The organism is Polaribacter porphyrae, from assembly GCF_002954685.1.
Lineage (GTDB): Bacteria > Bacteroidota > Bacteroidia > Flavobacteriales > Flavobacteriaceae > Polaribacter > Polaribacter porphyrae.
This window is the reverse complement of the sequence record NZ_MSCN01000001.1, coordinates 3,222,961-3,249,417: the sequence shown is the minus strand read 5'-3', so window position 1 is coordinate 3,249,417 and position 26,457 is coordinate 3,222,961. Positions and strand designations below refer to the sequence as shown.

Genomic DNA, 26,457 nt, shown 5'->3' with positions numbered 1-26,457 from the left:
GTTAAATACTAATTTATAACAATTCTAAATAACATTTTATTCAATATTAATATGATGCTAGTCGTTATTTTTGTACAAACAAATTTTTATGATTTTTAAGAACAGAGTATATTTAGTAGTTGTTTTTTGTTTAACTTTTTCGTTTGGATTTTTTGCGCAAAGTAAAACAAATAGTAGTCCTGAAATTAAAAAGTTAATTACAAAAAAAAGAAATTTTAATAGAAAGTATGGCTATGGTTACAGAATTCAAATTTATTATGGAAATGAAACTAAAGCTAGAAGCTTGCAAAAGAAGTTTAAAGTTAATTATCCAAATGTATACACTAAATTAGATTATGAACAACCTTATTGGAAAATAAAAGTTGGTAATTACAAAACAAAACTAGAAGCTGACAAAGCCAAATTAGAATATTCAGAAAAATTTTCTGGTTTAATTGTTATTCCTTTGGGAAAATAAAAAAGAGCGACAAAATTGTCGCTCTTTTTTATAAAATATAATCAGTACTTATAAAATTCGATGCTTTTTTATCTAGTAATTCCTGTAATATGGCATTGTTGTATGCTGTGTCTTTAGAAGCAACAAAAGTTCTAATTGAAAATGAACGTAAAGCATCATGTACACTTAATGTTGCTACAGCAGAATCTTTTCTACCTGTAAACGGATACACATCTGGCCCTCTTTGAGCAGCACTATTTAAGTTTACTCTACAAACCAAGTTTACCAAAGTATCAATTAAAGGTGCTAACGTTTTAACTTCGCTACCAAAAACACTTACTTGTTGTCCATAATTCGATTCAGCCATGTCATCTAAAGGTTCTTGAATATTTTTAAAAGAAACAATAGGGATTACTGGCCCAAATTGTTCTTCTTTATAAACACGCATCTCTTTAGAAACTGGATATAAAACTGCTGGATAAATATAATTATCTGTAGTTTCTCCTCCTTTTTTATTGATAATTTTCGCACCTTTTTTAGTGGCATCATCTATCAATTCTTGAATATAAGCAGGTTTTCCTGGTTCTGGTAAAGGTGTTAATTTTACAGAATCTTCCCAAGGATTACCAAATTTTAAAGCATCTACTCTTTCTGCAAAACGTTTGTTAAATTTATCTACAATATGTTCGTGAACGTACAATACTTTTAAAGCTGTACATCTTTGTCCGTTAAAAGAAGTAGATCCTGTAATACATTCGTTAATGGCTAAATCTAAATCTGCATCTGGTAAGACAATTCCTGGATTTTTAGCTTCTAAACCTAACACCAAACGTAATCTATTTTTATATGGATGATTTGCCTGAATTGCATTTGCTGATTTACTATTTCCAATTAATGCTAATACATCAACCTTACCAGTTTTCATAATTGGAGTTGCTAAAACACGACCTCTACCATAGATGATATTTACAACACCTTCTGGAAAACTATTCTGAAAAGCTTCCATTAATGGAGATAATAATAAAACTCCGTGTTTTGCAGGTTTGAAAACAGTTGTATTTCCCATAATTAAGGCAGGAATCAACAAAGCAAAAGTTTCATTTAAAGGATAATTATAAGGTCCTAAACACAAAACAACTCCAAGAGGACCTCTTCTTATGTGTGCGTGAACTCCACTATTTTTTTCAAATTTAGCAGAATCACGATCCATTTGTTTGTAGTCCTCAATTGTATCATAAATATACTCTACAGTTCTATCAAATTCTTTTTCGGAATCTGGTAAAGATTTTCCTATTTCCCACATCAACAGTTTTACAACCTCACCTCTTTTGGTTTTCATTTGCTCTGCAAACTCTTCCATACACGAAATCCTATCTGCAACACGCATTGTAGGCCATAAACCCTGACCTTTATCATAGGCTCTATAAGCAGCATTTAAAGCTTCTAATGCTTCATTTTCTGTTAGGTTAGGAACTGTACCTAATAAAGTTGGTTCATATTCTTCAGTAGAAGAAATTGTAGAATATACTTCTGCCATTTCTCCTTTCCATTCTTTTAACTCACCACCAACTAAATATGTATTTTGGCTAACTAAAGACGAAATCTTATACTCGTTTGGTATTTCTTTAAATTTAGTTTTCATAATCATAAATTATACAATTACTCTATAAATTGAGTAGATTATTATTTTAATCAAATTTAGTTAATTTTATAATGACAACTATCCTTTGCTGTCTTAAAAAGCGAAAAGCTTTTCGATATTTACTATTATTGGATATATTAAGGATTTTGTGTATTTCTACACCAAAAATTGAAACAAATCTGGCTTGTCATTTAAATAGTCGCCAAAGAAATTATTTTCTTTCATTCTTTGGATTAAAGGCACTAAATCTTTAGATGATTTTAATTGTAAACCTACAACAGCAGCTCCATTTGTTCTGTTACTTTTTTTGGTGTACTCAAAATGTGTTATATCATCATTTGGCCCTAAAATCTCTGCTACAAATTCTTTTAAAGCTCCAGCTCTTTGTGGAAATTTTACAATGAAATAATGTTTCAAGTTTGCAAATAACAACGCTCTTTCTTTAATTTCTGCTGTTCTTGTGATGTCATTATTACTTCCACTTACAATACAAACTATGTTTTTACCCTTGATTTCGTCAGCAAAAAAGTCTAAAGCAGCAATACTTAAAGCACCTGCAGGTTCTACCACAATTGCATCTTTGTTGTATAAATCTAAAATAGTCTGACAAATTTTTCCTTCTGGAACAGTTATAACTTTGTGTAAGTTTTGTTGACAAATTTCAAAATTCAAATCGCCCACTTTTTTTACAGCTGCACCATCTACAAAAGGATCAATTTTAACTAAAGCTGTATTTTTTTTATTATTAATGGATGTTAACATTGATGGAGCTCCTTCTGGTTCAACACCAATAATTTTTGTTTCTGGTGATAGATATTTAAAAACGGATGACAAACCAGCTGATATTCCTCCACCTCCTATTGGCACGAAAACGTAATCAATTTTTTCTAATGCTTGTTCTAGAATCTCTAAACCAACTGTAGCTTGTCCTTCAATAACTTTTTTATCATCAAAAGGATGAATAAAAGTTTTGGTTTTTGTATCACATTCTTGTTTTGCAGCATTAAAAGCGTCATCAAAAGTATCGCCTTCAATAACAATTTCAATAAACTCTTCTCCAAACATTTTTACTTGTTCAATCTTTTGATTTGGAGTTGGAGATGGCATAAAAATCGTTCCTTTTATCTGCAATAATTTACAAGATAAAGCAACACCTTGTGCGTGATTTCCTGCACTTGCACAAACAATTCCTCGTTGTTTTTCATCAGCATTCAGAGAAGACATTTTATTATAAGCACCTCTAATTTTATAAGAACGTACCACTTGTAAATCTTCTCTTTTAAAGAAAATATTAGCATTAAACTGTTTAGAAAGATTCCTGTTTTTACTCAAAGGTGTTTTAGAAACTACTTCTTTTAAATTCTTGGCAGCTTCTTTTACGTTCTCTAAATTTGGAAAATAGATTGGGTTTGTAGGCATCGTTCAAATGTAAAAAAGAAACCTGTCAAACTCTTAAATCTGACAGGTTTTTTGTTAAAAAATTGGGGGATATTTATACTGATTTTATAACTTTCATTGCTGTCATAGAGGCTCTTAATTGCTCTCCTACAATTTCCACAGGATGATTTCTAATAATCTTGTTAATTCTAATCAATTCTTGGTTATCAACTCCATTTTCTGAACTAAATGGTTTACCAATTACGTTTGTAGAAATGGTTTTCATAAAATCCGTTAATAACGGCTTACAAGCGTGATCGAATAAATAACAACCATATTCAGCTGTATCAGAAATTACACGATTCATTTCTGCCAACTTCATTCTTGCAATTGTGTTTGCAATTAATGGTGTTTCGTGTAAAGATTCGTAATAAGCAGATGCATCTATAATTCCAGATTCTGTCATTGCTTCAAAAGCCAATTCTACTCCTGCTCTTACAAAAGCAACTAATAAAGTTCCGTGATCAAAATATTCTTGTTCTGGAATTTCATCCGAAGTTATTTCTTGTTTTTCGAAAGCAGTTTCACCAGTTGCAGCTCGCCATGTTAATAGGTTTATATCGTCATTTTCCCAATCTTCCATCATCGTTTTAGAGAAATGACCAGTCATAATATCATCCATATGTTTTTGAAATAATGGACGCATAATGTCTTTTAACTCTTCTGATAATCGAAATGCTTCCACTTTTGCAGGATTAGACAATCTGTCCATCATATTCGTGATTCCTCCGTGTTTTAAAGCTTCAGTAGTCGTTTCCCAACCATATTGAATTAATTTTGCTGCATAACCAGCGTCTATACCTTCTGCAACCATTTTATCAAAAGATAAAATTGCACCAGTTTGTAACAAACCACATAAAATAGTTTGCTCTCCCATTAAATCTGACTTTACTTCTGCCACAAAAGAAGATTCTAAAACTCCTGCTGTATGACCTCCTGTTGCAACAGCGTATGCTTTTGCTTGTGCCCAACCTTTTCCTTCTGGATCGTTTTCTGGATGAACAGCTGTTAATGTTGGTACTCCAAAACCTCTTTTAAATTCTTCACGAACTTCAGATCCTGGCGATTTTGGTGCCACCATAATTACAGTTAAATCTTTTCTAATTTGCATTCCTTCTTCAACAATATTAAAACCGTGAGAATAAGATAAAGTTGCTCCTTTTTTCATCAATGGCATCACAGCATTCACAACATTTGTGTGTTGTTTATCTGGTGTTAAATTAATTATCAAATCTGCAGTTGGTAACATTTCTTCATAAGTACCTACTGCAAAATCGTTAGAAGTTGCATTGATGTATGATTGTCTTTTTTGATCTATTGCTGCTTGTCTTAAAGTATAAGAAATATCTAAACCAGAATCTCTCATATTTAAACCTTGATTTAAACCTTGTGCTCCACAGCCCACAATAACAATTTTCTTTCCTTTTAAAGCGTTTACTCCGTCTTCAAATTCTGAAGCATCCATAAAACGACATTGTCCTAATTGCTCTAATTTTTGTCTTAATGTTAATGTGTTAAAATAATTTGACATTTTTTTTGTTTTAATTTTTAACGAGAGAAAAGAACAAAAAGAAAAGAACAAAGACTTAAAAAAATCTTTATTCTGAATTCTATTTTCTCTTTTCTTACATTTTTTTTAGTTGTTGTATGTTTGTAATAATGATGATATTTTCATCTCTTCTTTAGTAACTGCAATTAAGCCAGAACGTGTGTACTGCATAATTCCAAATGGACTTAATTTATTATACAATGCTACAATTTCTTCTTTTTTACCAGATTTTTCAAGAACAAAGAATTCTTTGTTAACGGTTACAATTCTAGCATTGCTTTCTTTAATGATGTTCTGAATTTGACGTTCTTCAAATAATAATTCTGATTTAATTTTAAACAAGCCAGCAATTTGATAAATAATATCATCTAAACTGTGATAATATGCTTTAATTACCTCTACTTGTTTTTCTATCTGACCAATAATTTTTTTGATGTTTACTTCATTCATATTTACGACAATGGTAAATTTAGAAACGCCTTCAATTTCTGAAGGTGAAGTATTTAAACTCTCTATATTGATATGTCTTCTTTGGAAAATTGCTGAAATTCTATTCAACAATCCAATATTATTTTCAGTATAAATTGATACTGAATACAATTGTTTTTCTTCTGCACTCATACTCGTAAGTTCAAGGTTTAAAGTTTAAAGTTTTAAAGTTCTCACTCAACTCTTTAATCTTTGTTCTTTATTCTTTATTCTTTATTCTTTATTCTAAACGTATATCTGAAACGCTTGCTCCTGAAGGAATCATTGGGAAAACATTGTCTTCTTTTTCTACGCAAACTTCCAAGAAATAAGCCTCTTTACTTTCCATCATTTCTTTTACAGCTGGTGCTAATTCTTCTCGTTTTGTAACTTTTTTGGCTTTTATATAATACCCTTCTGCTATTGCTACAAAATTAGGATTTACCATTTCTGTTGATGCATAACGTTTGTCAAAAAACAACTGTTGCCATTGACGAACCATTCCTAAAAAATCGTTGTTTAAAACCACTACTTTTACAGCTGCTTTTTGCTGAAAAATTGTACCTAATTCCTGAATTGTCATTTGGTAACCACCATCACCAGAAATAGAAACTACTTCACGCTCTGGAGCTGCCATTTTTGCACCAATTGCTGCTGGCAGACCAAAGCCCATTGTTCCTAATCCACCTGAAGTAATATTACTTTTAGAGACATTAAAATCTGCATATCTACAAGCTACCATTTGGTGTTGCCCAACATCAGTTACAATTGCTGCTTCACCTTTACTTTGAATATTGATTTCTTTCAAAACTTCACCCATTGTTAAACCTTCTTTGGTTGGATGAATATCATTCTTGATAACTTTGTCGTATTCAATTTGATATAGGTCTTTGAACTTTTGATGCCAATCTGCATGAGAATTATCATTCAATAATGGCAATAATAAGTCTAAACTTGTTTTGGCATCACCTAAAACAGCTACATCTGTTTTTACGTTTTTATCAACCTCTGCAGGATCTATTTCAAAGTGAATTACTTTTGCTTGTTTTGCATAAGTATTTAAACTCCCTGTTACGCGATCGTCAAAACGCATACCAATAGCAATTAAAACATCACAGTCGTTTGTTAAAATATTTGGAGCATAATTTCCGTGCATACCTACCATACCTACATTTAAAGGATGTGAAGTAGGAATAGCAGAAGCACCTAAAATAGTCCATGCAGCTGGGATTCCTGCTTTTTCTATAACAGCTTTCAACTGCTCTTCTGCTTCACTTAAAATAACACCTTGTCCCCAAACAATTAATGGCTTTTTAGCGGCATTAATCAATTTTGCTGCTTCCTCAACTTTGGCAATATCAGTTGCTGGAACAGGATTGTAGCTTCTTACTTGTGTGCATTTTTCATAAGAAAAATCGAACTCATCAAACTGAGCATCTTTAGTAATATCAACTAAAACAGGCCCTGGTCTACCACTTTTAGCAATGTAAAATGCTTTTGCAATTGCTTCAGGAATTTGTGATGCCTTTGTTACTTGGCAATTCCATTTGGTAACTGGTGTAGAAATACCAACAATATCTGTTTCTTGAAATGCATCTGAACCCAATAAGTGAGAAGGTACTTGACCTGTAATACACACCATTGGTGTAGAATCTATTTGTGCATCTGCAATACCTGTAATTAAGTTGGTTGCCCCTGGTCCAGAAGTAGCCATAGCCACACCTACTTTACCAGAAATTCTTGCATATCCTTGAGCAGAATGCGTTGCACCTTGTTCGTGTCTTGTTAATACGTGATGAATTTTATCTTGATATTTATATAACTCGTCATAAACTGGCATAATTGCTCCTCCTGGATATCCATACAAAATATCTACACCTTCTTCAATTAAACATCTTACAATTGCTTCGCTACCAGAAATACGCTCTGTTTTTTTAGCCTTTGTTTCTTTTTGATTTATGGTTTGTGTTTCCATATTTTTTCTTTTTAGATTAGAGAAAAAAGACACAAGAACAAAGACTTAACAATCTCTCTCTTTTCTTTTCTTCTTTATTCCTTTATCTATATTTTTTACAAATCAGTAACACATCCTTTAGATGCTGATGCTACATATTTTGCATATTTATATAAAATTCCCTTTTTATGTTTTGGCTCTGGAGCTACCCATTTCGCTCTTCTTTGTGCCAACTCTTCTTCAGAAATTAATACATTAATAGAATTATCTTCTGCACTAATTCTGATTTTATCTCCAGTTTCAATCAATCCTATTGCGCCTCCTGATTGTGCTTCTGGTGTAATATGCCCTACCACAAAACCATGAGTTCCTCCAGAAAAACGTCCATCAGTAATTAATGCAACTGATTTACCTAAACCTGCTCCCATAATCAACGAAGTTGGCTTTAACATTTCTGGCATTCCTGGACCTCCCTTTGGGCCTACATATCTAATGACGACTACATCTCCTTTTTCTACTTCTCCATTAGAAATTCCTGTATTTGCGGCTTGCTCACCATCATAAACCACAGCTTTCCCCTCAAACAACAAACCTTCATTTCCTGAAATTTTTGCTACAGCACCTTCTTCTGCAAGATTACCATATAAGATTTGTAAGTTTCCTGAAGATTTTAATGCTTTATCAGTTGGAAAAACAACATCCTGCTCTTCAAATTCCATAGCTTCTATATCAGCTAAATTTTCAGCTAAAGTTTTACCAGTAACAGTCATACAATCGCCATACAAATACCCATTATCTAATAAATATTTCATAATTGCTGGTGTTCCTCCTACTCCATGAACATCTTCCATCAAGTATTTTCCTGAAGGCTTTAAATCTGCAATTAAAGGAGTTCTGTCTGAAACTCTTTGGAAGTCTTCTAGAGTAAAATCAATATCTGCTGCATGTGCAATTGCTAAAAAGTGTAATACAGCATTTGTAGAACCTCCTAATGCATTTACTAGAGCAATTGCATTTTCGATTGATTTTTTAGAAATAATATCTAAAGGTTTTAAATCTTTTTCTAAAAGATTTTTAATAGCTCTAGCATGTCTTTCTGACTCTGATAATTTATTAGGATTTTCAGCAGGAATAGATGAATTGTAAGGTAATGCAAACCCCATACATTCTATTGCTGATGCCATTGTATTTGCTGTATACATACCTCCACAAGCACCAGCTCCTGGAATGGCTCTTTTTATAATTTCTCGATATTCATCTTCTTCTATTTCACCAGCTACTTTTTGACCTAAAGCTTCAAAAGCAGACACAATATTTAATTTTCTTCCTTTGTAATTTCCTGATGCAATTGTACCCCCATACATCATTATTGATGGACGATTTAAACGTAGCATAGATATTACTGCTCCTGGCATATTTTTATCACAACCAACAATTGCAATTAATCCATCATAACTTTGAGCATTCATCACAGTTTCAATTGAGTCTGCAATAATATCTCTTGAAACTAAAGAGTAGTTCATACCAGAAGTACCCATAGAAATCCCATCAGAAACTCCAATAGTATTAAATCCTAAACCAACCATATCAGCAATTTTACACTCGACTTTGACCTCATCTTTCAATCTATTTAAGTGCATATTACATGGATTACCATCATAACCAGTACTTGCAATTCCTATTTGCGCTTTTTGCATATCTTCATCAGAAAAACCAACTGCATACAACATTGCTTGTGAAGCTGGTTGAGACTCATCTTGTGTTAATCTTTGGCTGTGTTTATTTAATTTCATCTACTGTTTTCTACTTTTTATTAACAAAACTAACAGGTTTCTTTATTTTTATTGCATAAAACTCAATGTCTCTTTTTAATTTCAAGTCATAAAAAAAACATTTAATTATTTGTTTTTTAGATATTTAACCTTTTTCTATTATGATATTCAATACTTAAAATAAATGCAATAAAAAAACCTTCTATTTTACAAGAAGGTTCAATTTAAATTTTATGTATAAATATCACTTCTTTATCAACTCGTTATAATTACGATGACAATAATAATTGAAATGATATTTGATATTTGTTTTTTCATATTCTTTTCAAATATTTGAAAAAAGATTTATTTATCCTAATGAAAATTTATCTTTTTAAATAATAGTACTCTGACCCATGTGAATATTCTTGAAATTCATATTACTATCATCTTGATTTGTAATATAATCTGCTATAAAATCACCCACTTTTGAGGTTGTGGTAGATTTTTGAGTTTTACGTTTAATGTCTTTTGTTGTAATGCCTAATGCTATAGATTTTTCTACAGCTCTTTCAATAGCATCTGCTTCTTCTTCTAAACCAAGGTGTTCTAATAACATTGCTGCAGATAAAATTGAAGCTAGAGGGTTTGCTATATTTTTACCTTTTGCTAGAGGATATGAACCATGAATAGGTTCAAAAAGTGCATTATTTTTACCTATTGATGAAGAAGCTAACAAACCTATTGAGCCTGAAATGACACTTGCTTCATCAGAAATAATATCTCCAAATAGATTTTCTGTGAGAATAACATCAAACTGTTTAGGATCTAAAATTAGTTTCATTGCAGCGTTATCTACAAACATAAACTCTACTTCTACATCACTATACTCTTTAGCAATTTCTATAACTGTTCTCCTCCATAAACGAGAAGTTTCCAAAACATTAGCCTTATCAACTAAAGTAACTTTCTTTTTTCTATTTTTTGCTGCTTTAAAAGCCAAATGTGTTACTCTAGAAATTTCATCAACAGTGTATACACTTGCATCATAGGCAGATTTTTCATCATCGCTTATTTTTTTTTCTCCAAAATAAATTCCGCCTGTTAATTCTCTAAAAATGATAAAATCTGTACCTTTTATAACTTCTCTTTTTAAAGGTGAATTATAGATTAAATTATCATAGGCTTTTACTGGTTTAATTTTGCAAAATAAGTCAAGTTCTTGTCTTAATTTTAACAAACCTTGTTCTGGTCTTACTTTAGCACTAGGATCATTATCATATTTGGCATTACCAACAGCACCGAATAAAATAGCATCAGCATTTTTACAAATTTCAATAGTTTTTTTTGGTAAAGGGTTCCCATCTATACTCATTGCAGATGCTCCTAATTGAGCTTCTTTATAAAGAAAAATATGGTCATAAGCTTCTGCAACAGCATCTAATGCTTTTTTAGCTTGTTCTACTACTTCAGGACCAATTCCATCTCCAGGAATAACAGCAATGTTAAATTTCATAACGGATAAATTTTATGCTATAGCTATTTTTGAAGTTTTGTTTACTTCTTTCATTATTATATGAATATCGTTGTCTTTAACTTCTTTTTGCTTATCTGCAGTATTTAAAAATTCTTTGTAAGCTTCATCTAATTGAATCTTGGTTAATTCATAACCGATTTTTTTTGCTCTGTAAGCTAAAGCAGCTCTACCACTTCTTGCTGTTAAAACAATTGCACTTTCTGTGACACCAACTTCTTCAGGATCCATGATTTCATAAGTTTCTCTATTCTTTATCACTCCATCTTGATGAATACCAGAACTATGAGCAAATGCATTTGCACCAACAATTGCTTTATTTGGTTGAACTGGCATTCCCATACTTTCACGAACCATAATACTTGTATCATATAACAACTTTGTGTTAATACTCGTTTCAAGATTTAAATATGGATGTTGCTTTAGAATCATAACCACTTCTTCAAGTGCTGTATTACCAGCTCTTTCTCCAATTCCATTTATTGTACATTCTATTTGACGTGCACCATTGATTACTCCTGCAATAGAGTTTGCTGTTGCCATACCTAAATCGTTATGACAATGACAAGATAATATTGCTTTATCAATTCCTTTTACGTTTTCTTTTAGGTATTTCATTTTTGCTCCATATTCTTCTGGCAAACAATAGCCTGTAGTATCTGGAATATTTAAAACTGTTGCCCCAGCTTTAATAACTTCTTCACAAACCTTAGCTAGAAAATCATTATCTGTTCTTCCTGCATCTTCAGCATAAAACTCTACATCTTGTACAAAAGATTTCGCATATTTTACAGCATTTACAGCTCTTTCTATTACTTTATCTCTTGTAGAATTAAATTTGAATTTAATATGAGAATCACTAGTTCCTATACCAGTGTGTATTCTAGGAAAATTAGCATATTTTAAAGCATCAGCAGCTACTTTTATATCATTCTCCACAGCTCTAGTTAAGCCACAGACAGTTGCATTTTTTACAATTTTTGCAATTTCTGTTACTGATATAAAATCACCTGGGCTTGAAACAGGAAAACCAGCCTCTATAACATTTACCCCCAACACATCTAATCTTTCTGCAATAACTAGTTTCTGTTTTGTATCTAATTTGCAACCAGGAACTTGTTCTCCATCTCTTAAAGTTGTGTCAAAAATTTGAACTTGATTATCTTGCATAATTTTATAAATTACCTCATTTAATAATCAAATATATTTAAGTGGATTAAAATTAATAGTTACTTTTACAGTTCTATACGATTTCTATAATCATGTGCAAATACTTAATATTTTAATTATCAAGTTTTTATGCCTAAAAATGTTACATCAGCCAGTAATCAAAATGATGCACTTTTTGTCTTAATTAAGTCTTTGACAAAATCTGAAAAGCGTCAATTTAATCTTTATGTAGGTAGGTTAGAAGGTAATGTTGATGCAAAATTTTTCTCTTTATTTAAATTTTTAGAGAAATTAAAAGTTTATGATGAGAAAGTAATTATTAAAAGCGGTATTGTTTCTAAACAGCAATTATCAAACTTAAAAGCACATTTATACAAGCAAATATTAATTAGTTTACGCTTAAATCCTGCTCATAAAAATATCCGGATTCAAATTAGAGAGCAACTCGATTTTGCCACTGTTTTGTACCAAAAAGGACTCTATAAACAAAGTTTAAAATTATTAGATAAAGCTAAAAATTCAGCACTAGATAATGAGGAAAAGAATATTGCTTATGAAATTGTAGAACTTGAAAAAGTAATTGAAACACAGTATATTACTAGAAGTTTAAGTAATAGAGCTGATCAATTATCTATACAAGCAAAAACCTTAAGTCAACAAAATGTTACTGCTAGTAAACTATCTAATTTATCATTGCAATTGTATAGTCATTTATTACAAAATGGGTATGTAAAAAATAATGAAGAATTAGAATTTATCAATCGTTATTTTTACAGCAAATTGCCAAAATATGATTTTGAAAATTTTGGGTTCCGTGAAAAATTATGGTTGTATAAGTCACATTTATGGTTTAGTTTTTTAACCCAAGATTTTCTGCAGAGCTATAAGTATGCAAGTAAATGGTTAGATTTATTTAAAGAAGATAAAAAGTATATAAATCAACATCCTGTTTTTTATTTAAAAGGGAAAAATTACTTGTTAGAAGCTTCGTTTTTTGTAAAAAAAGCAAGTACTTTTAAAGAAGAACTGACGCTTTTTGAAGACGAAGTTGAGCAAAAAATAATCCCTTCTAATACAAATACTGATATTTTAATCTTTCAGTACTTATATTCCAATAAATTACACCTTCATTTTTTAGAAGCTACATTTGAAAAAGGTGAATATTTGGTTGAAATTATCAATAAAAAAATTGAGCAATATAGAAATAGACTTGACAATCATTACATAGTAATGTTATATTATAAAATTGCTTGTTTATACTTTGGTATGGGTAAAAATGAGGAATGTATATTTTATTTACAGAAAATAATTAAGTCTAAAAATCTTGGTTCTGCTGAAGATTTACAATGTTTTGCACGAATTTTAAATTTAATTGCTCATTATGAGTGTGGTTTAGATTACGATTTAGAAAGACAGTTTTTAGATACTTATAAATTTTTACTTAAGATGGAAAATTTACAAGAAGTACAAAAGGTATTCTTAAATTCTATTAAAAATTTAAGTGACATTTTTCCTCACGAAATAAAAAATGAATTTAAAAAAATTCATGCTGAATTAAAGAAATATGAAAATCACCCTTATGAAAAACGAGCATTTTTATATTTAGATATCCTTTCTTGGTTAGAAAGTAAAATACAAAATAAGCCAATTGCTTTAATTATTAAAGAAAAATCAAATTATATCAATAAATAATGAATTTTCAAAAATAGAAAAGCAATATTTTTAAAATATTCATATAAATCAACTGTAAAGAGTAAAAAAAAGCTCAAAAAAATTGAATTAAAAAATATAACTTTTACTTTTGAGTCGTGATTATATTACGAATACACATACAAACACGCAACACTCCATTGGTTAGTTTATCTACAACTAACACTACAACAACCCTTTAAGGGTTATTTTCATATACATATCGTTCAGGTTATCTATTGTTTTGAAAAACAATCACAAAATAAAATATATCAATATTTATCATTAAAAAAATGAAAGTATTAAAATTCGGCGGTTCATCTGTCGCAAATTCAAAAAACATAAAACAAGTTTTAAGCATAATAGCTAAAACATCTCAACATCAAAAAGTTGTAGTAGTAGTTTCTGCCTTTGGTAAAACAACAAATAATCTATTATCAGGTGCTAATAATGCATTGCAAGACATTGAATCTGCAAAAGAAATACTTGATAAAATTAAAGAGCTACATTTTCAAGTTATTGATGATTTAATCATAAAAAAGAAAAAGGAAGTTTCTGAAAATGTAGAATATTTATTCAGCAAATTACTATCTATTTATGATGGCATCTTCTTACTTAAAGAGTTATCTAACAAAACACTAGCTAAAATCTCAAGTTTTGGAGAAAGATTATCATCTTATATTATTGCAAATGCAGCAAATGAAAATTTAGACGCAATTCACAAAGAAAGTAGAGATTTAATAATTACAAATGATGATTATTTAAATGCTCAAGTAAATTTTGAAATTACCAATAAAAAAATTGATGATTTTTTCAATGATAATTCACATCAGATTACACTTTTAGGAGGATTTATATCCTCAAATAAAATTAATGAAACTACAACATTAGGTAGAGGTGGTTCTGATTATTCTGCTGCGATTTATGCTGCTGCTTTAAATGCGGACGAATTACAAATTTGGACTGATGTAAGTGGAATGTTTACAGCCAACCCAAGAGAGGTAAAACAAGCATTTGCAATTCCAGAAATTTCTTATGAAGAAGCTATGGAACTTTCTCATTTTGGAGCAAAAGTTCTATATCCACCAACAATACAACCTTCTTTAAGAAAGGAAATTCCAATACGAATTAAAAACACTTTTGAACCAGAGAATAAAGGAACTTTAATTTCTAAAAACCCTAAAAATATAAATGAAGTAAAAGGGATTTCACATATAGAAAATATAAGTTTAATTACTTTAGAAGGTGGTGGAATGATTGGTATTCCTGGTTTTTCAAAAAGACTTTTTGAAACTTTATCATCAGCAAAAATTAATGTTGTATTCATTACACAAGCTTCTTCTGAACATTCAATTTGTGTAGGAATTTATGAAAACGATGCCCAGAAAGCAAAATTATTGTTAGATGAAACATTTAGCATAGAAATCAACAGAAAAAAAATAAAACCTATTATTGTTGAAAATGATTTAGCAATTATTGCAGTTGTTGGAGAAAGCATGAAAAACTACCAAGGTTTAAGTGGACAAATGTTTAGTGCACTAGGTAAAAACAATGTTAATGTTAGAGCCATTGCACAAGGTTCTTCAGAAAAAAATATTTCTGCTGTTATCAATAAAAGTGATGCAAAAAAAGCTTTAAATACATTGCATGAACAATTTTTTGAAGAAAATATAAAGCAAATTAATCTTTTTGTAACAGGTGTTGGTAATGTTGGCGAACGCTTTTTAGCGCAATTAAATCAACAGAAAAAACATTTAAAAAAGAATTTAAAACTAAATATTCGTGTAATTGGTTTATCAAATTCTAGAAAAATGGTGTTTGATGAAAAAGGAATTGATTTAAAAAACTGGAAAGAACTTTTAGCAAATGGAGAACCAACAAGTTTAGAAAAGTTTTTTAACAGAACAAAACAATGCAATTTAAGAAATAGCATTTTTGTTGATAATACTGCAAACCAAGCAGTTTCTGAAGTGTATGAAAGTTATTTAAGACAAAGTATTGGTGTGGTTACTTGCAATAAAATTGCTTGTGCTTCTCAATTAGAAAATTACAAAACGCTTAAAGCTGTTTCTAGGAAATACAATGCACCATTTTTATTTGAAACCAATGTTGGTGCAGGTTTACCAATTATAGACACCTTGAAAAATTTAATCAATTCTGGTGACAGCGTGCATAAAATTCAGGCTGTTTTATCTGGAAGTTTGAATTTTGTATTCAATAATTTTGATAAAAATTCAACGTTTCATGATGTAGTTTTACAAGCGCAAAAAGAAGGATATACAGAACCAGATCCAAAAATTGATTTAAGTGGTGTAGATGTTGCCAGAAAAATTTTAATTCTTGCCAGAGAAAGTGGTTACGATTTAGAGTTAGATGACATTGCTAAAAATGCGTTTTTACCAGAAGAAAGTTTAAATACTGCTAATAATGATGATTTTTATGGGTCTTTAACCAAAAATGAAGCACATTTTCAGCAAATTTTTGCAGCAGCAAATGATAAAAATTGTCGCTTAAAATATGTCGCAGAATTTGCAAACGGAAAAGCAAATGTTGGTTTGCAACACATTCCTGCAGATCATCCTTTTTATAATTTAGAAGGAAGTGATAATATTGTCTTATTTTTCACAGATAGATACCCAGAAAATCCTTTAATTATAAAAGGTGCTGGAGCTGGTGCAGATGTTACTGCTTCTGGTATTTTTGCTGATATTATTAGAACTACTAAATAAGTATTCAGTTTGTAGTCTTCAGTCTCAAGTAGGCAGTCTTCAGTAAAAAAACTGACTATAAATTAAAAGATTAAGAACTATGACCTGTAAATTACAAACTAAAAAAGTTGGTAGTATTCAGTTGGCAGTATTAAGCAACAAACTGACTGCAGACTGAAGACTATTGACTGTAAACTGAAAAAATGGATTATTTAAAAATATTTTCTCCTGCAACTGTTGCCAATGTTTCCTGCGGATTCGATTCTATGGGTTTTGCTGTAGATGCAATTGGTGATGAAATGACATTCACAAAAACCGCAGAAAAAGGAGTAAAAATAACGAGTATTACTGGTGCAGATTTAACGTATGATGTTGATAAAAACGCAGCAAGTGCTGTTGTAAAAAAAATATTATTAGAAGCAAATGCCAATTTCGGAATTGAATTAACCATCCACAAAGGGTTTTCTCCTGGAAGTGGTTTGGGAAGTTCTGCTGCAAGTGCTGCAGGTGCTGCTTTTGGTGTAAATCAGTTTTTAGAAAATAAATATTCTGAATTAGAACTCACTAAATTTGCGATGTTTGGCGAAGAAGTTGCTTGTGGAACTCCAATTGCCGACAATGTTGCAGCAGCAATTTATGGAGGTTTCGTTTTGGTAAGAAGTTACGAACCTTTAGATATTATAAAACTCCCAGTTCCAGAAAAATTGAGAGTGGTAGCAATTCACCCTCAAATTGAAGTAAAAACCAAAGATGCCAGAGAAGTTTTACCAAAAGAAATTCCATTAAAAAACGCCATTACTCAATGGGCAAATGTTGGCGGTTTAATCAGCGGATTGTATACAAATAATTACGAATTAATAAGTAATTCTTTGGTTGATTTGGTTGCAGAACCAGCTCGTAAATCTTTAATTCCGTTTTTTAACAAAGTAAAAGAAAGTGCTGTTAATGCTGGAGCTTTAGGCGCAGGAATTAGCGGTTCTGGCCCAACCATTTTCGCTTTGTGTGAAGGTGATGAAATTGCAGAAAAAGTACACAAAGCTATTAATGAAGCGTATAAAAATACTGGAATTGATTTTGAAATCTTTATCTCAAAAGTGAATTCAGCAGGAATGAAAATATTATAAATTGTCTCCTCGAGCGCAGTCGAGAGGTTATATTTAGGTCTCGACTGCGCTCGACCTGACAAACAAAACTAAACAGAATGAACTACTACAGTTTACATCATAAATCGCCAAAAACAACTTTTAAAAATGCAGTTGTACAAGGTTTGGCAAAAGACAGAGGAATTTATTTTCCAGAAACAATTACGCCACTTTCAAAAGATTTTATTGAAAATATTGAAAAGTATTCCAATCAAGAAATTGCTTTTGAAGTGATTAAACAATTTGTGGGTGATGAAATTCCAACGCAGAAATTAAAAGAAATTATCGAAGAAACGGTTTCTTTCGATTTTCCTTTGGTAAATATTGACGATAATATTGCTTCTTTAGAATTATTTCACGGACCAACAATGGCTTTTAAAGATGTTGGTGCCAAATTTATGGCACAATGTTTAGAGTATTTTAACCAAGGAAATAAAAAGGAAGTCACAGTTTTAGTAGCAACTTCTGGAGATACTGGAGGCGCAGTTGCTAATGGATTTTTAGGTGCAAAAGGTGTGAATGTGGTTATTTTATATCCATCAGGAAAAGTAAGCGATATTCAAGAAAAACAACTAACCACTTTAGGTCAGAATATTACAGCTTTAGAAGTAGATGGTGTTTTTGATGATTGTCAAGAAATGGTGAAAACCGCTTTTTTAGATGAAGAGATAACAAAGACTTTAACCTCTGCAAATTCAATAAATGTAGCTCGTTGGTTACCACAAATGTTCTATTTTTTCTTTACTTATAAAGAATTAAAAAAGCTGAATAAAGAATTGGTTTTTTCTGTTCCAAGTGGAAATTTTGGGAATATTTGTGCAGGAATTATGGCTCAAAAATTAGGTTTACCTATTAAACATTTTGTAGCATCTACAAATGTAAATGATACTGTACCTAATTATTTACAAAGCGGAGCTTACACACCAAAAAAATCAAAAGCTACTATTTCTAATGCAATGGATGTTGGGAACCCAAGTAATTTTATTAGAATTCTGGAATTATATAATAATGACTTTGAAACAATAAAAAAGCATTTTTCTTCTTATAGTTTTACAGATGATGAAACTCGCGAAAAGATGAAAGCAATTTATAAAGATTCTGGTTATGTTGCAGATCCTCATGGAGCAGTAGGTTATTTAGGATTGGAAAAATATGGTTTAAAAGAAAACGAATTTGGGGTGTTTTTAGAAACTGCACATCCTGTAAAATTTTTAGATATTGTAGAAAGCACATTACCTGTTAAGGTTGAAATTCCAGTACAAATTAAAAAAGTAATAGACAAGGAGAAAGTAGCAACTAAAATTAGTTGTTATGATGATTTAAGGAAGTTTTTAGTAATTTAGATTAGTTACAATTTTCAAATAAAATCCCTTCATAATCATTACTTTCTAAATTTTTATCGATTAATAAAGTACAAAATTGTAAAAATTTTCTTGTAAATGACCTTATTGCTGTATTTGGTTTTTCCTCGTTGATTTGAGCTGGATTTAAATATATTAAGTCAGAATGCGCTGGATTACCAGGACTATTAACAAATACTTTTGAATTATTTGGTAGATATTCAAAATTTTCATTCAAGGGTGTATGTTTCAATATAGCTTCAAAATCTGGTCTACTATATTTTATGTAATTTGATTTAACATTTTCAAAATCCTGTTTAGAAAACAATAAAAACCCACAATATACTCTATCAGGAATCATTGAAGCAAATTCCTTGCATTTGTTTTCATTACAATATCTTGTTCTCTGTAGAGAAACCCCACCTTTATTAGGCATTAAAATTTCTCTATTATTTAAGTCGGAAATTTCAGAAGAAATAATTTTTCTTTTAAAATGTTTTGTAAATAGATAATGTACTAATTTTTCTGAACTTTCAATATTATTTGGGATTAAAATATCGTTACTCAAAAAATTTATTTAAGTCAGTTAATAAGTCCTTGTTTAATTCGTCAATTTTCAAAGCATCAACTTGTTTTATGTCAACTCCTTTTTTTTCTATAAAATAACCAAACTCTTTTTTACCTATCTCAAGTGAAAAAATTTCACTATTTGACTTTTCTATATCAAAAACAATAGTACCATAAGAAGAAGTATAAATTGATTTTAAATCAATTTGATCTACTATGGATGAGCTCAAGTTATCTAAAAATTTTGTACTATTATTTATCGTGTTTAAACTTAAATTTACTTCATAAGAATTATTCAAAGCAAAAGATTCTATATATTTTTTTATTAAATCTAGTTTATATTCATAATTATTTACAAAAAAATAAGTTTTCTTTAAATCTAAAAATTCTTCGTTTGTATTATTGAAATAATTATCATTTTGATTGATTAAATCAATCTTTTCTATTTCTGGATTTAATCCTGATAAAGCTGCAATTGTTAAAATATCCATAGCTATTTGGTTTTATGATAATCCTATTAGTTCCTGACATTCTTTTGTAAGAATATCTTTGAGAGCTCTTTTATTTTCATCATGTGCAATATCAAATAAATTAATAAACTCCTCATTAGAGAAAATATTCTTAAAGAGTTTCAATTCACTTAACCTAATTGCATATTGATGATCAATGACAATTTTTTTAACGTCATTATTAAAAGAAATTTCTATTTTATCTTCATAATTGTTCTCATTTTCTGTCCCTTTTGAAATCATTATAATTGTCCCATTTTTAGATGATAAAAATTTTTTATTAAGCAATTGAGATTCCTCATCCTTCATAAAAATAGACTCAACTTTTATATCAGTATTTTTATCAGACCAATTAAACTCATCTCTATAATTTAAGCTTATAGCATTTACATAAAAATCCACTTCACTAGACATAGTATATAAATCACTTTTAAAGCTATTTTTAAAGTTTTCCCATCTAGTGTATTTTCTAGTTTCAAAAGATACAACAGACATACTATTAGATGTGTTTTGTAACTTGAAAACATCTTTTATTGCTCCAGACTTATCATATCCTTCGAATACAAAACCTTCTATATCTTCTTCTTTAATCTCTACTGAATTCATAGATAAAATAAAATTCCTAGGTTTTATTAAAGATTTTTTAGCATATTTATTGAAACCCTTTAGTGGTATAACTTTATTATAAACATCTTGAGGTTTTAAAAATTTTTGAGGCGAAAAGATAGTAGCAACTACTCTATTTATAGAATGTATACCAGATATCGGTTTTAACTTATCTAACATTAAGAAACGTAAGTTTTTTTACAAAAATATATATTATTCAATAAATTTAGCGAAAATTTATACATAAAATGTATATTTTTTGTTAAACCTCAAAAAAACCATCTTCAGTAAAACAATAGTTAGTACAATTTTTTGGACAATCTTTGGTATTTAATCCTGTGAATAAGCTAAATGCTGGTAAAATTAATTGACTTTCTGTAACTTGAAAACAAGGCAACTTTATACGTTGTTTTCCTTTACCTTTAATGGAAACTCCTGGATGTGTATGTCCAGAAATGGTAAATGCATTTTTATCTGTTTTTTTAAAATCGTGAACAAATTTTAAGCTATAAATTTGTAAATCTTTGTGAAATACTTCTATTCCAAAATCCTCATAAACAATCGTTTTTAAACGATCATGGTTGCCCTTTATCAATTTAATTTTAAGATTGTTAAACTGCGTTAACCAATCTTTAAATTCATCTAAATCGCTATTATAAGATGCGTGAAATAAATCACCAACAACAATAAGTTCATTCGCTTTAAAATGATGAATTAATTCTAGTAATCTTTCCAAATCTTTGGCTAAAATAGAAGAAGGAATAGGAATACCACTCTTTTGAAAGTGGGCAGATTTCCCTATATGTAAATCACTTAAAATCAAGCTACTTTGAGATTTCCAAAAAATAACACGTTGATTGGTTAACTCTAAAACCTCATTATTACATAAAATTTTGTGAGTTACAATCTTACTATTTTGGGTCATTTTAAAGCTCGTTTTTGAATGCGTTCTATTCGTTTGCTTAAATCTTCATTACTCATGGTTCCTCGCAAACTATCTACTTTTAGAGGAAAGCTCAAAGGTGTAAAATTCTTCGCTCTTTTCAAAATGATTTTACTTTTCGAAATTCGTTTAAAAGCACTTTGTAAACGTACTTTTTCTAATTCGTAATCGAAAACTTCATTGTAAGCTTGTTTCAACAATAAATTATTGGGTTCGTGGTCGTTTAAAACTCTAAAAATTAATCCTGATGAAGACTGTAAACTCTTATTCGTTTTTCTATTTCCTGGTTGTGTTTGAATGACCAAACCTGCAACTACAGCAATGTCTCTAAATTTTCGAGACGCCATTTCGCTCGCATTTATACTTACAGTTACATCTTGAATTAAATTTTCTTTCGAGAATATTTCAGTAATATTTTCTTCGTTTAAAGGAATTTCTTGATCGCTTAACAACTCAAAACCATAATCATTTTGTGCAATTGTAAAGGTCCTTTTTGCAATTTTACTAATTCTATATGCAATTAAAGAAGCCATTATTTCGTGTACTAATCTTCCTTCAAAAGGATACGCAAATAAATGAAAACCTTCTTTAGTTTCTATCAACTCAACTAAAAATTCATCGTGTTTTGGAATGTGAGAATTGGCTTCTTGTCTTTTTAATAAAGGATGCAAAAATTTCAATTCTTTTTCTCTATTATTTGGCGTTAAAGCATCATTTAACTTTAATCTTAAAAAATGTGTTAAATAAGAAGTTAAAGGCAACCTACCACCCATCCAGCTTGGGGTAATCGCTTTTTTCTTTTTGCTTCTTTTTACCAAAACAGTCATGTCTTTTATTTGTTTCATCTCTAAAACCCTTCCTCCTAAAATAAAAGCATCACCCTTTTTTAATTTTGAGATAAAATATTCTTCCACCATTCCAATATATCCACCAGAAAAAAACTTTACAAATAGCATTACTTCACTTACAATTACACCAATATTCATTCTGTGCATCATGGCTATTCGTCTACTTTTTACTCGGTAAAATCCGTCTTCATCTAACACCACTTTATGAAATTCTTCATAGGCTTTTAACGTATTTCCACCTTGTGTAATAAAATGGATACACCAATCGAATTCTTCTTTGGTTAAATAATGAAAAGCGTGAATTTCCTTCACAAGTTCGTATGTTTCATCCGCTTTAAAACCTTCGCCAACTGCCAATGTTACTAGAAACTGAACCAAAACATCATAGGTTAACACATAAGGTTGTCTTGCTTCAATTACGTTTTGTTTTACGGCTTCTTTTACTGCTGAAACCTCAATTAATTGTAAAGAATGCGTAGGAACTGCGTACATTTTTGAAGTTTCAAAAGGCGAATGCCCACTTCTTCCTGCTCTTTGCATGAAACGTGCAATTCCTTTGGCAGAACCAATTTGAATGACACAATCTACAGGTTTAAAATCGACTCCTAAATCTAAAGACGATGTACAAACTACTGCTTTTAATAATCCGTTTGAAATGGCTTCTTCAATAAAATTACGTTGCACTTTATCAATAGAACCATGATGGATAGCAATTTGACCAATTAAATCGGGTTCTTCTTCTATTAAAATTTGATACCATAATTCACTTTGATTTCGCGTGTTTGTAAAAATTAAAGTCGTCGTATTTTCATAAATAATCGGAATTATTTTAGAACTCATTTGTTTACCTAAATGTCCTGCCCAAGACAATTCTTCCACTTCATCTGGCAACAAAGAAATAATATCAATTTTCTTCTTCTCTTTTGCACGAATCATTGTGGTTTTTACATCATAAGGAATTAACACATTTTTGGCTTCTTCCAAATTTCCAATCGTTGCAGAAATTCCCCAAATACGTGTTTTTGGTGATAAATTTCTAATTCTTGCAATGGCTAATTCTGTAATTACACCACGTTTTGAGCCTAGTAATTCGTGCCATTCATCTACAGCAATACAGTTTACATTTTTAAACCAACGTGAATTTCTTTTTTGAGAAAATAACAGGTGAAGTGTTTCTGGAGTTGTTAATATAACGTCTGGCATATTACGTTCTTGACGTCTTCTATCTTTGGTTGGTGTATCTCCATTTCTAACCTCAACTGTCCAATCTAAACCAATTTCCTCAACAGCAGTGTTCATAGCTTTTGCCAAATCTTTTGCCAAAGAACGCAAAGGACTTACCCAAATTAATTTTAACCCTTTTTTGTAGTTTTTTTGATTGTTAAAATAATCAATTACAACCGCTAAAAAAACAGAAAACGTTTTCCCAAAACCTGTTGGAGCAACTACCATTCCACTAAAATTATTATGGTAGCGTTCCCAAGTTTGGGTTTGAAAACTAAATGGCGTTTGGTTTTTTTCTGCCATCCAATTTTCTATGATTTTGTAGCCTTGTGTTTGTTTGAAGTTGCTCAAAATTAGTTGTTAGTTGTTGGTTTTTGGTTTCTTGTAATGTCTTTTTTGCAAAGTCATAAAGACACAAAACTGGGTGTTTTGTTTATTTATTTAATGTTTGTTTTTCGGTTTGAGTATCATTTAACTTTAAAAATTACCTGATTCGAGGACAAAATTAAGAATATTTAATTTGGTTTTTACGAGAAATTCTAATTAGCTCCTCTCCTACTCTACTATGAAACCGTTTTGTTCTGAATTTCAAATATTTACACCTCTTTTGGGTCCTTCTTAAACATCGAAGCAGTAGAATATTTGGTTTAACAATTTATTAATCTTTAATGACTTCAATCAATTTTTTATCTTGGTCAATTTCCCAAACATTAAAAACTCCATCACCATCAAAATCTGTAACAGCAATGGCTTTAGCCTTAAAAGAATTGTTTGTTACCTGTATTATTTCATACTCATAATAGGATAACAATAACTATCTTCTTTGCATATTGTTGAACGGGATTACTTTCATTTAAAATATTATCATAAGTATTAACTATCCTACCAACTTTATATACATTACTAGCTGCTTTTTTATAATCATCAACACTACTGCTACCTGTAGAGTTCCCATCTCCATCATAATGATGAACTCGACCATCATTTGGTGTTTTATTCCAAATATCATTAATATAGGAGGTTGCATCTGCGCCAGAGGGGTCTGCCCAATAAACTGGATTATTGTCAAATGCTGTATATGTACTCATTGAATGATGTGTTACAGGGTCAATGGAAGTAAATCTACCAATAGATGCGTCATACTGTCTGAAGTCCATCTCGTGAAGATTCAACCCTAAAGATTCTTCTAATTCAATACCATTATATCCGAACTTCTGCGCAACGCTGTTTCCATTGGAACTGGTAACATTATTGTATCCGCGATGTTTCAAACCAAAGGGATAGTAACTACCCATCTTTTTTGAGGGCTTTTACTCTTTTTTACCAGTTCCTCACACTTTCACTAGAGGCTATTTCAATGAACTTCTATTACAATACTAAAATAATTCTTTGTGTTTTATTGACCTAATATTTTTACTTAAAAAACATTGTTTGGAACGATTTATGTATATTTGTATATGTAAGCTTAAAAAAATATGGGAGCATTAGAATTAAGAAATAAACTGACAGAGCAATTTAATTTATTCATACAAGATGATTCAAAACTTGTAGCTTTAGATGGTATTTTTGATGCTATGAATGTAGTCGATTCTCCTTCTTTAGTTTCAGAAGAACATTACAAAATCGTTGAAGAACGTCGTCGTAAATATCATTCAGGAGAAACTAAAGGTTCTTCATGGGAGGAAGTAAAACAAAGCTTGAAAAGTAAATATGGCTTCTAAATTAATCATTGAACTTGAAGCTCAAAAAGAAATTTCTGAAGCAATAGAATGGTATGAATCCAAACAAGTTGGATTGGGAGAAGATTTTTTCAACTATTTAGATGGTTATTTTAAAACCCTAAAAAATGGAAAAGCTGCTTTTGAAATAAAAAGAAAACCAGTTTTTCGAGAACTTCCTTTAAAAAGATTTCCTTATATAATAATTTACGAAAAGTACAAAGACCAGATTATCGTATATTCTGTCTTCAATACATTTCAAGATCCTTTTAAAAAGAATAAATAATAGATTTTAATATCATATTATTTAAAATACCCTGGATTTTCTACAACAAATTTATCCGTAATTCTTATAATTTCTTTACCTTGAATAAAAAACGAATATTCATCAAGATAATCTTCCTCTTCATTAAATTCTTCTTCGACATATCTTAAGTCATCCATTTCTCTTGATACCTCAACAACAAGTTCAGTTACATCATTTTTTATCTGAATAGAATCAAATAAAATGTAATATTCATCTTTAGAATATTCCGACAAATGCTTTCCTTCTATTTCGAATAGTTTACCCCTGCTATTTATAAAAAGCACCAGTTTAGGACACTACCAGGATATCCATTACTGAATATCCTTTTTTACTATAATTAATGTGTTAACTTTTTGTTTTAAAATATTTAATGTTTTAAAAATTTATTATCAACTAATCTACACCATTACTCATAATTACTATTGCTTTTCAAATATTCTATATAATTATTTAAAAGTGATTTTATCTGTATTGATGCTACTGGATTCGCTGAGTGAACTTTGAAATTAAGATTAATTAAATCTAATTTACTTTTATAAACCAACCATTTGGCACAATCGTAACCATCCTTTAACAATTTATTTTTAGAATCAATCCCTAAATCATTATCAAAACTAATAAAACTTGGTGAACCATTTATTTCTATGTGTTTTTTGAATTCATTAAAACTTCTAACAGTTATAAAACCTTTTCTGAATGAATTTTTATATATCATATCAACATTTCTAATGTCATCTAAAAATAATTTATAACTCATTACTTAATTTAAAATATGTTTTTAAGGATTTTAACAAAAGAGAATGCAAGTCATCTCCATCAAATCTAATCTGTTCTTTATTAATATCAGATGGGTACGAAATAATTATGGTAATCATATTTTCATTTCTCTGTCCATCAAATTTAATAAATACTAAA

Annotated in this window: 24 protein-coding genes; 7 read left to right on the top strand and 17 right to left on the bottom strand. The window is 30.1% G+C overall.

Features of this window, described 5'->3' with window-relative positions; genetic code table 11:
- Positions 1-88: 88 nt before the first annotated feature.
- Positions 89-457 (top strand): SPOR domain-containing protein, encoded by a 369-nt coding sequence (locus BTO18_RS14595; protein ID WP_105016931.1) that lies wholly within the window; start codon positions 89-91, stop codon positions 455-457.
- 28 nt (positions 458-485) lie between these two features.
- Here the strand turns inward: BTO18_RS14595 and BTO18_RS14590 are convergent, their stop codons facing one another.
- The 8 genes from BTO18_RS14590 to BTO18_RS14555 all read right to left on the bottom strand — a co-directional run bounded on the left by BTO18_RS14590 (position 486) and on the right by BTO18_RS14555 (position 11,941).
- The gene (locus BTO18_RS14590; RefSeq protein ID WP_105016930.1) at positions 486-2,078 is read right to left on the bottom strand and encodes an NADP-dependent glyceraldehyde-3-phosphate dehydrogenase; all 1,593 of its coding nucleotides are present in this window, start codon (positions 2,076-2,078) and stop codon (positions 486-488) included.
- 156 nt (positions 2,079-2,234) lie between these two features.
- Positions 2,235-3,497, bottom strand: coding sequence for a threonine ammonia-lyase IlvA (gene ilvA / locus BTO18_RS14585; protein WP_105016929.1), 1,263 nt, complete (start codon positions 3,495-3,497; stop codon positions 2,235-2,237).
- A gap of 73 nt (positions 3,498-3,570) precedes the next feature.
- Positions 3,571-5,046 (bottom strand): ketol-acid reductoisomerase, encoded by a 1,476-nt coding sequence (gene ilvC / locus BTO18_RS14580; RefSeq protein WP_105016928.1) that lies wholly within the window; start codon positions 5,044-5,046, stop codon positions 3,571-3,573.
- 105 nt (positions 5,047-5,151) lie between these two features.
- Positions 5,152-5,685: an acetolactate synthase small subunit gene (gene ilvN, locus BTO18_RS14575; protein ID WP_105016927.1), complete on the bottom strand. Its 534-nt coding sequence runs from the start codon at positions 5,683-5,685 to the stop codon at positions 5,152-5,154.
- Positions 5,686-5,773: 88 nt separating this feature from the next.
- A complete protein-coding gene (gene ilvB, locus BTO18_RS14570) occupies positions 5,774-7,507 on the bottom strand; it encodes a biosynthetic-type acetolactate synthase large subunit (protein ID WP_105016926.1) in 1,734 nt (577 codons plus the stop codon).
- A 95-nt stretch (positions 7,508-7,602) separates the two neighbouring features.
- The gene (gene ilvD, locus BTO18_RS14565; RefSeq protein ID WP_105016925.1) at positions 7,603-9,279 is read right to left on the bottom strand and encodes a dihydroxy-acid dehydratase; all 1,677 of its coding nucleotides are present in this window, start codon (positions 9,277-9,279) and stop codon (positions 7,603-7,605) included.
- Between the two features lie 352 nt (positions 9,280-9,631).
- Positions 9,632-10,753: a 3-isopropylmalate dehydrogenase gene (leuB, locus tag BTO18_RS14560; RefSeq protein ID WP_105016924.1), complete on the bottom strand. Its 1,122-nt coding sequence runs from the start codon at positions 10,751-10,753 to the stop codon at positions 9,632-9,634.
- Positions 10,754-10,765: 12 nt separating this feature from the next.
- Positions 10,766-11,941, bottom strand: a complete 1,176-nt coding sequence (locus BTO18_RS14555) for a 2-isopropylmalate synthase (protein ID WP_105016923.1) — start codon at positions 11,939-11,941, stop codon at positions 10,766-10,768.
- 129 nt (positions 11,942-12,070) lie between these two features.
- On the opposite strand from BTO18_RS14555, the gene BTO18_RS14550 reads away from it, so the two are divergent.
- The 4 genes from BTO18_RS14550 (at position 12,071) to thrC (ending at position 18,823) form a co-directional block, all read left to right on the top strand.
- Positions 12,071-13,633, top strand: coding sequence for a hypothetical protein (locus tag BTO18_RS14550; RefSeq protein WP_105016922.1), 1,563 nt, complete (start codon positions 12,071-12,073; stop codon positions 13,631-13,633).
- Positions 13,634-13,923: 290 nt separating this feature from the next.
- Positions 13,924-16,359, top strand: coding sequence for a bifunctional aspartate kinase/homoserine dehydrogenase I (gene thrA, locus BTO18_RS14545; RefSeq protein ID WP_105016921.1), 2,436 nt, complete (start codon positions 13,924-13,926; stop codon positions 16,357-16,359).
- A gap of 182 nt (positions 16,360-16,541) precedes the next feature.
- The gene (locus BTO18_RS14540) at positions 16,542-17,462 is read left to right on the top strand and encodes a homoserine kinase (protein ID WP_105016920.1); all 921 of its coding nucleotides are present in this window, start codon (positions 16,542-16,544) and stop codon (positions 17,460-17,462) included.
- A gap of 77 nt (positions 17,463-17,539) precedes the next feature.
- Positions 17,540-18,823, top strand: coding sequence for a threonine synthase (gene thrC, locus BTO18_RS14535; protein ID WP_105016919.1), 1,284 nt, complete (start codon positions 17,540-17,542; stop codon positions 18,821-18,823).
- Position 18,824: 1 nt separating this feature from the next.
- Here thrC and BTO18_RS14530 read toward each other — a convergent pair whose 3' ends face one another.
- From BTO18_RS14530 to BTO18_RS14500, 7 genes are all read right to left on the bottom strand, one after another.
- Positions 18,825-19,388: a hypothetical protein gene (locus BTO18_RS14530; protein ID WP_226789062.1), complete on the bottom strand. Its 564-nt coding sequence runs from the start codon at positions 19,386-19,388 to the stop codon at positions 18,825-18,827.
- Entirely contained in the window at positions 19,381-19,878 is a 498-nt protein-coding gene (locus BTO18_RS14525; protein WP_105016918.1) for a hypothetical protein, read from the bottom strand. The genes BTO18_RS14530 and BTO18_RS14525 overlap by 8 nt, the downstream gene beginning before the upstream one ends.
- 12 nt (positions 19,879-19,890) lie before the next feature.
- Complete coding sequence (locus BTO18_RS14520) at positions 19,891-20,682, bottom strand: TIGR04255 family protein (RefSeq protein ID WP_105016917.1); 792 nt, start codon at positions 20,680-20,682, stop codon at positions 19,891-19,893.
- An 82-nt stretch (positions 20,683-20,764) separates the two neighbouring features.
- On the bottom strand, positions 20,765-21,427 hold the full coding sequence (gene pdeM / locus BTO18_RS14515; protein WP_105016916.1) for a ligase-associated DNA damage response endonuclease PdeM: 663 nt from the start codon (positions 21,425-21,427) through the stop codon (positions 20,765-20,767).
- On the bottom strand, positions 21,424-23,868 hold the full coding sequence (locus tag BTO18_RS14510; protein ID WP_211295610.1) for a ligase-associated DNA damage response DEXH box helicase: 2,445 nt from the start codon (positions 23,866-23,868) through the stop codon (positions 21,424-21,426). Before BTO18_RS14510 ends, pdeM begins: the two co-directional genes overlap by 4 nt.
- Before the next feature lie 307 nt (positions 23,869-24,175).
- A complete protein-coding gene (locus tag BTO18_RS14505) occupies positions 24,176-24,328 on the bottom strand; it encodes a hypothetical protein (protein ID WP_211295609.1) in 153 nt (50 codons plus the stop codon).
- Entirely contained in the window at positions 24,312-24,812 is a 501-nt protein-coding gene (locus BTO18_RS14500; RefSeq protein WP_105016915.1) for an RHS repeat-associated core domain-containing protein, read from the bottom strand. The genes BTO18_RS14505 and BTO18_RS14500 overlap by 17 nt, the downstream gene beginning before the upstream one ends.
- A 180-nt stretch (positions 24,813-24,992) precedes the next feature.
- Here BTO18_RS14500 and BTO18_RS14495 point away from each other — a divergent pair, with 180 nt between their 5' ends.
- Both BTO18_RS14495 and BTO18_RS14490 read left to right on the top strand, forming a co-directional pair.
- Positions 24,993-25,238, top strand: a complete 246-nt coding sequence (locus tag BTO18_RS14495) for an addiction module protein (protein WP_105016914.1) — start codon at positions 24,993-24,995, stop codon at positions 25,236-25,238.
- Positions 25,228-25,521, top strand: coding sequence for a type II toxin-antitoxin system RelE/ParE family toxin (locus BTO18_RS14490; RefSeq protein WP_105016913.1), 294 nt, complete (start codon positions 25,228-25,230; stop codon positions 25,519-25,521). The genes BTO18_RS14495 and BTO18_RS14490 overlap by 11 nt, the downstream gene beginning before the upstream one ends.
- Before the next feature lie 17 nt (positions 25,522-25,538).
- On the opposite strand, the gene BTO18_RS14485 is transcribed toward BTO18_RS14490, so the two are convergent.
- A complete protein-coding gene (locus BTO18_RS14485) occupies positions 25,539-25,775 on the bottom strand; it encodes a hypothetical protein (protein WP_146106955.1) in 237 nt (78 codons plus the stop codon).
- Positions 25,776-25,948: 173 nt separating this feature from the next.
- Positions 25,949-26,299 (bottom strand): cyclic-phosphate processing receiver domain-containing protein, encoded by a 351-nt coding sequence (locus BTO18_RS14480; RefSeq protein ID WP_105016911.1) that lies wholly within the window; start codon positions 26,297-26,299, stop codon positions 25,949-25,951.
- Between the last annotated feature and the right edge of the window lie 158 nt (positions 26,300-26,457).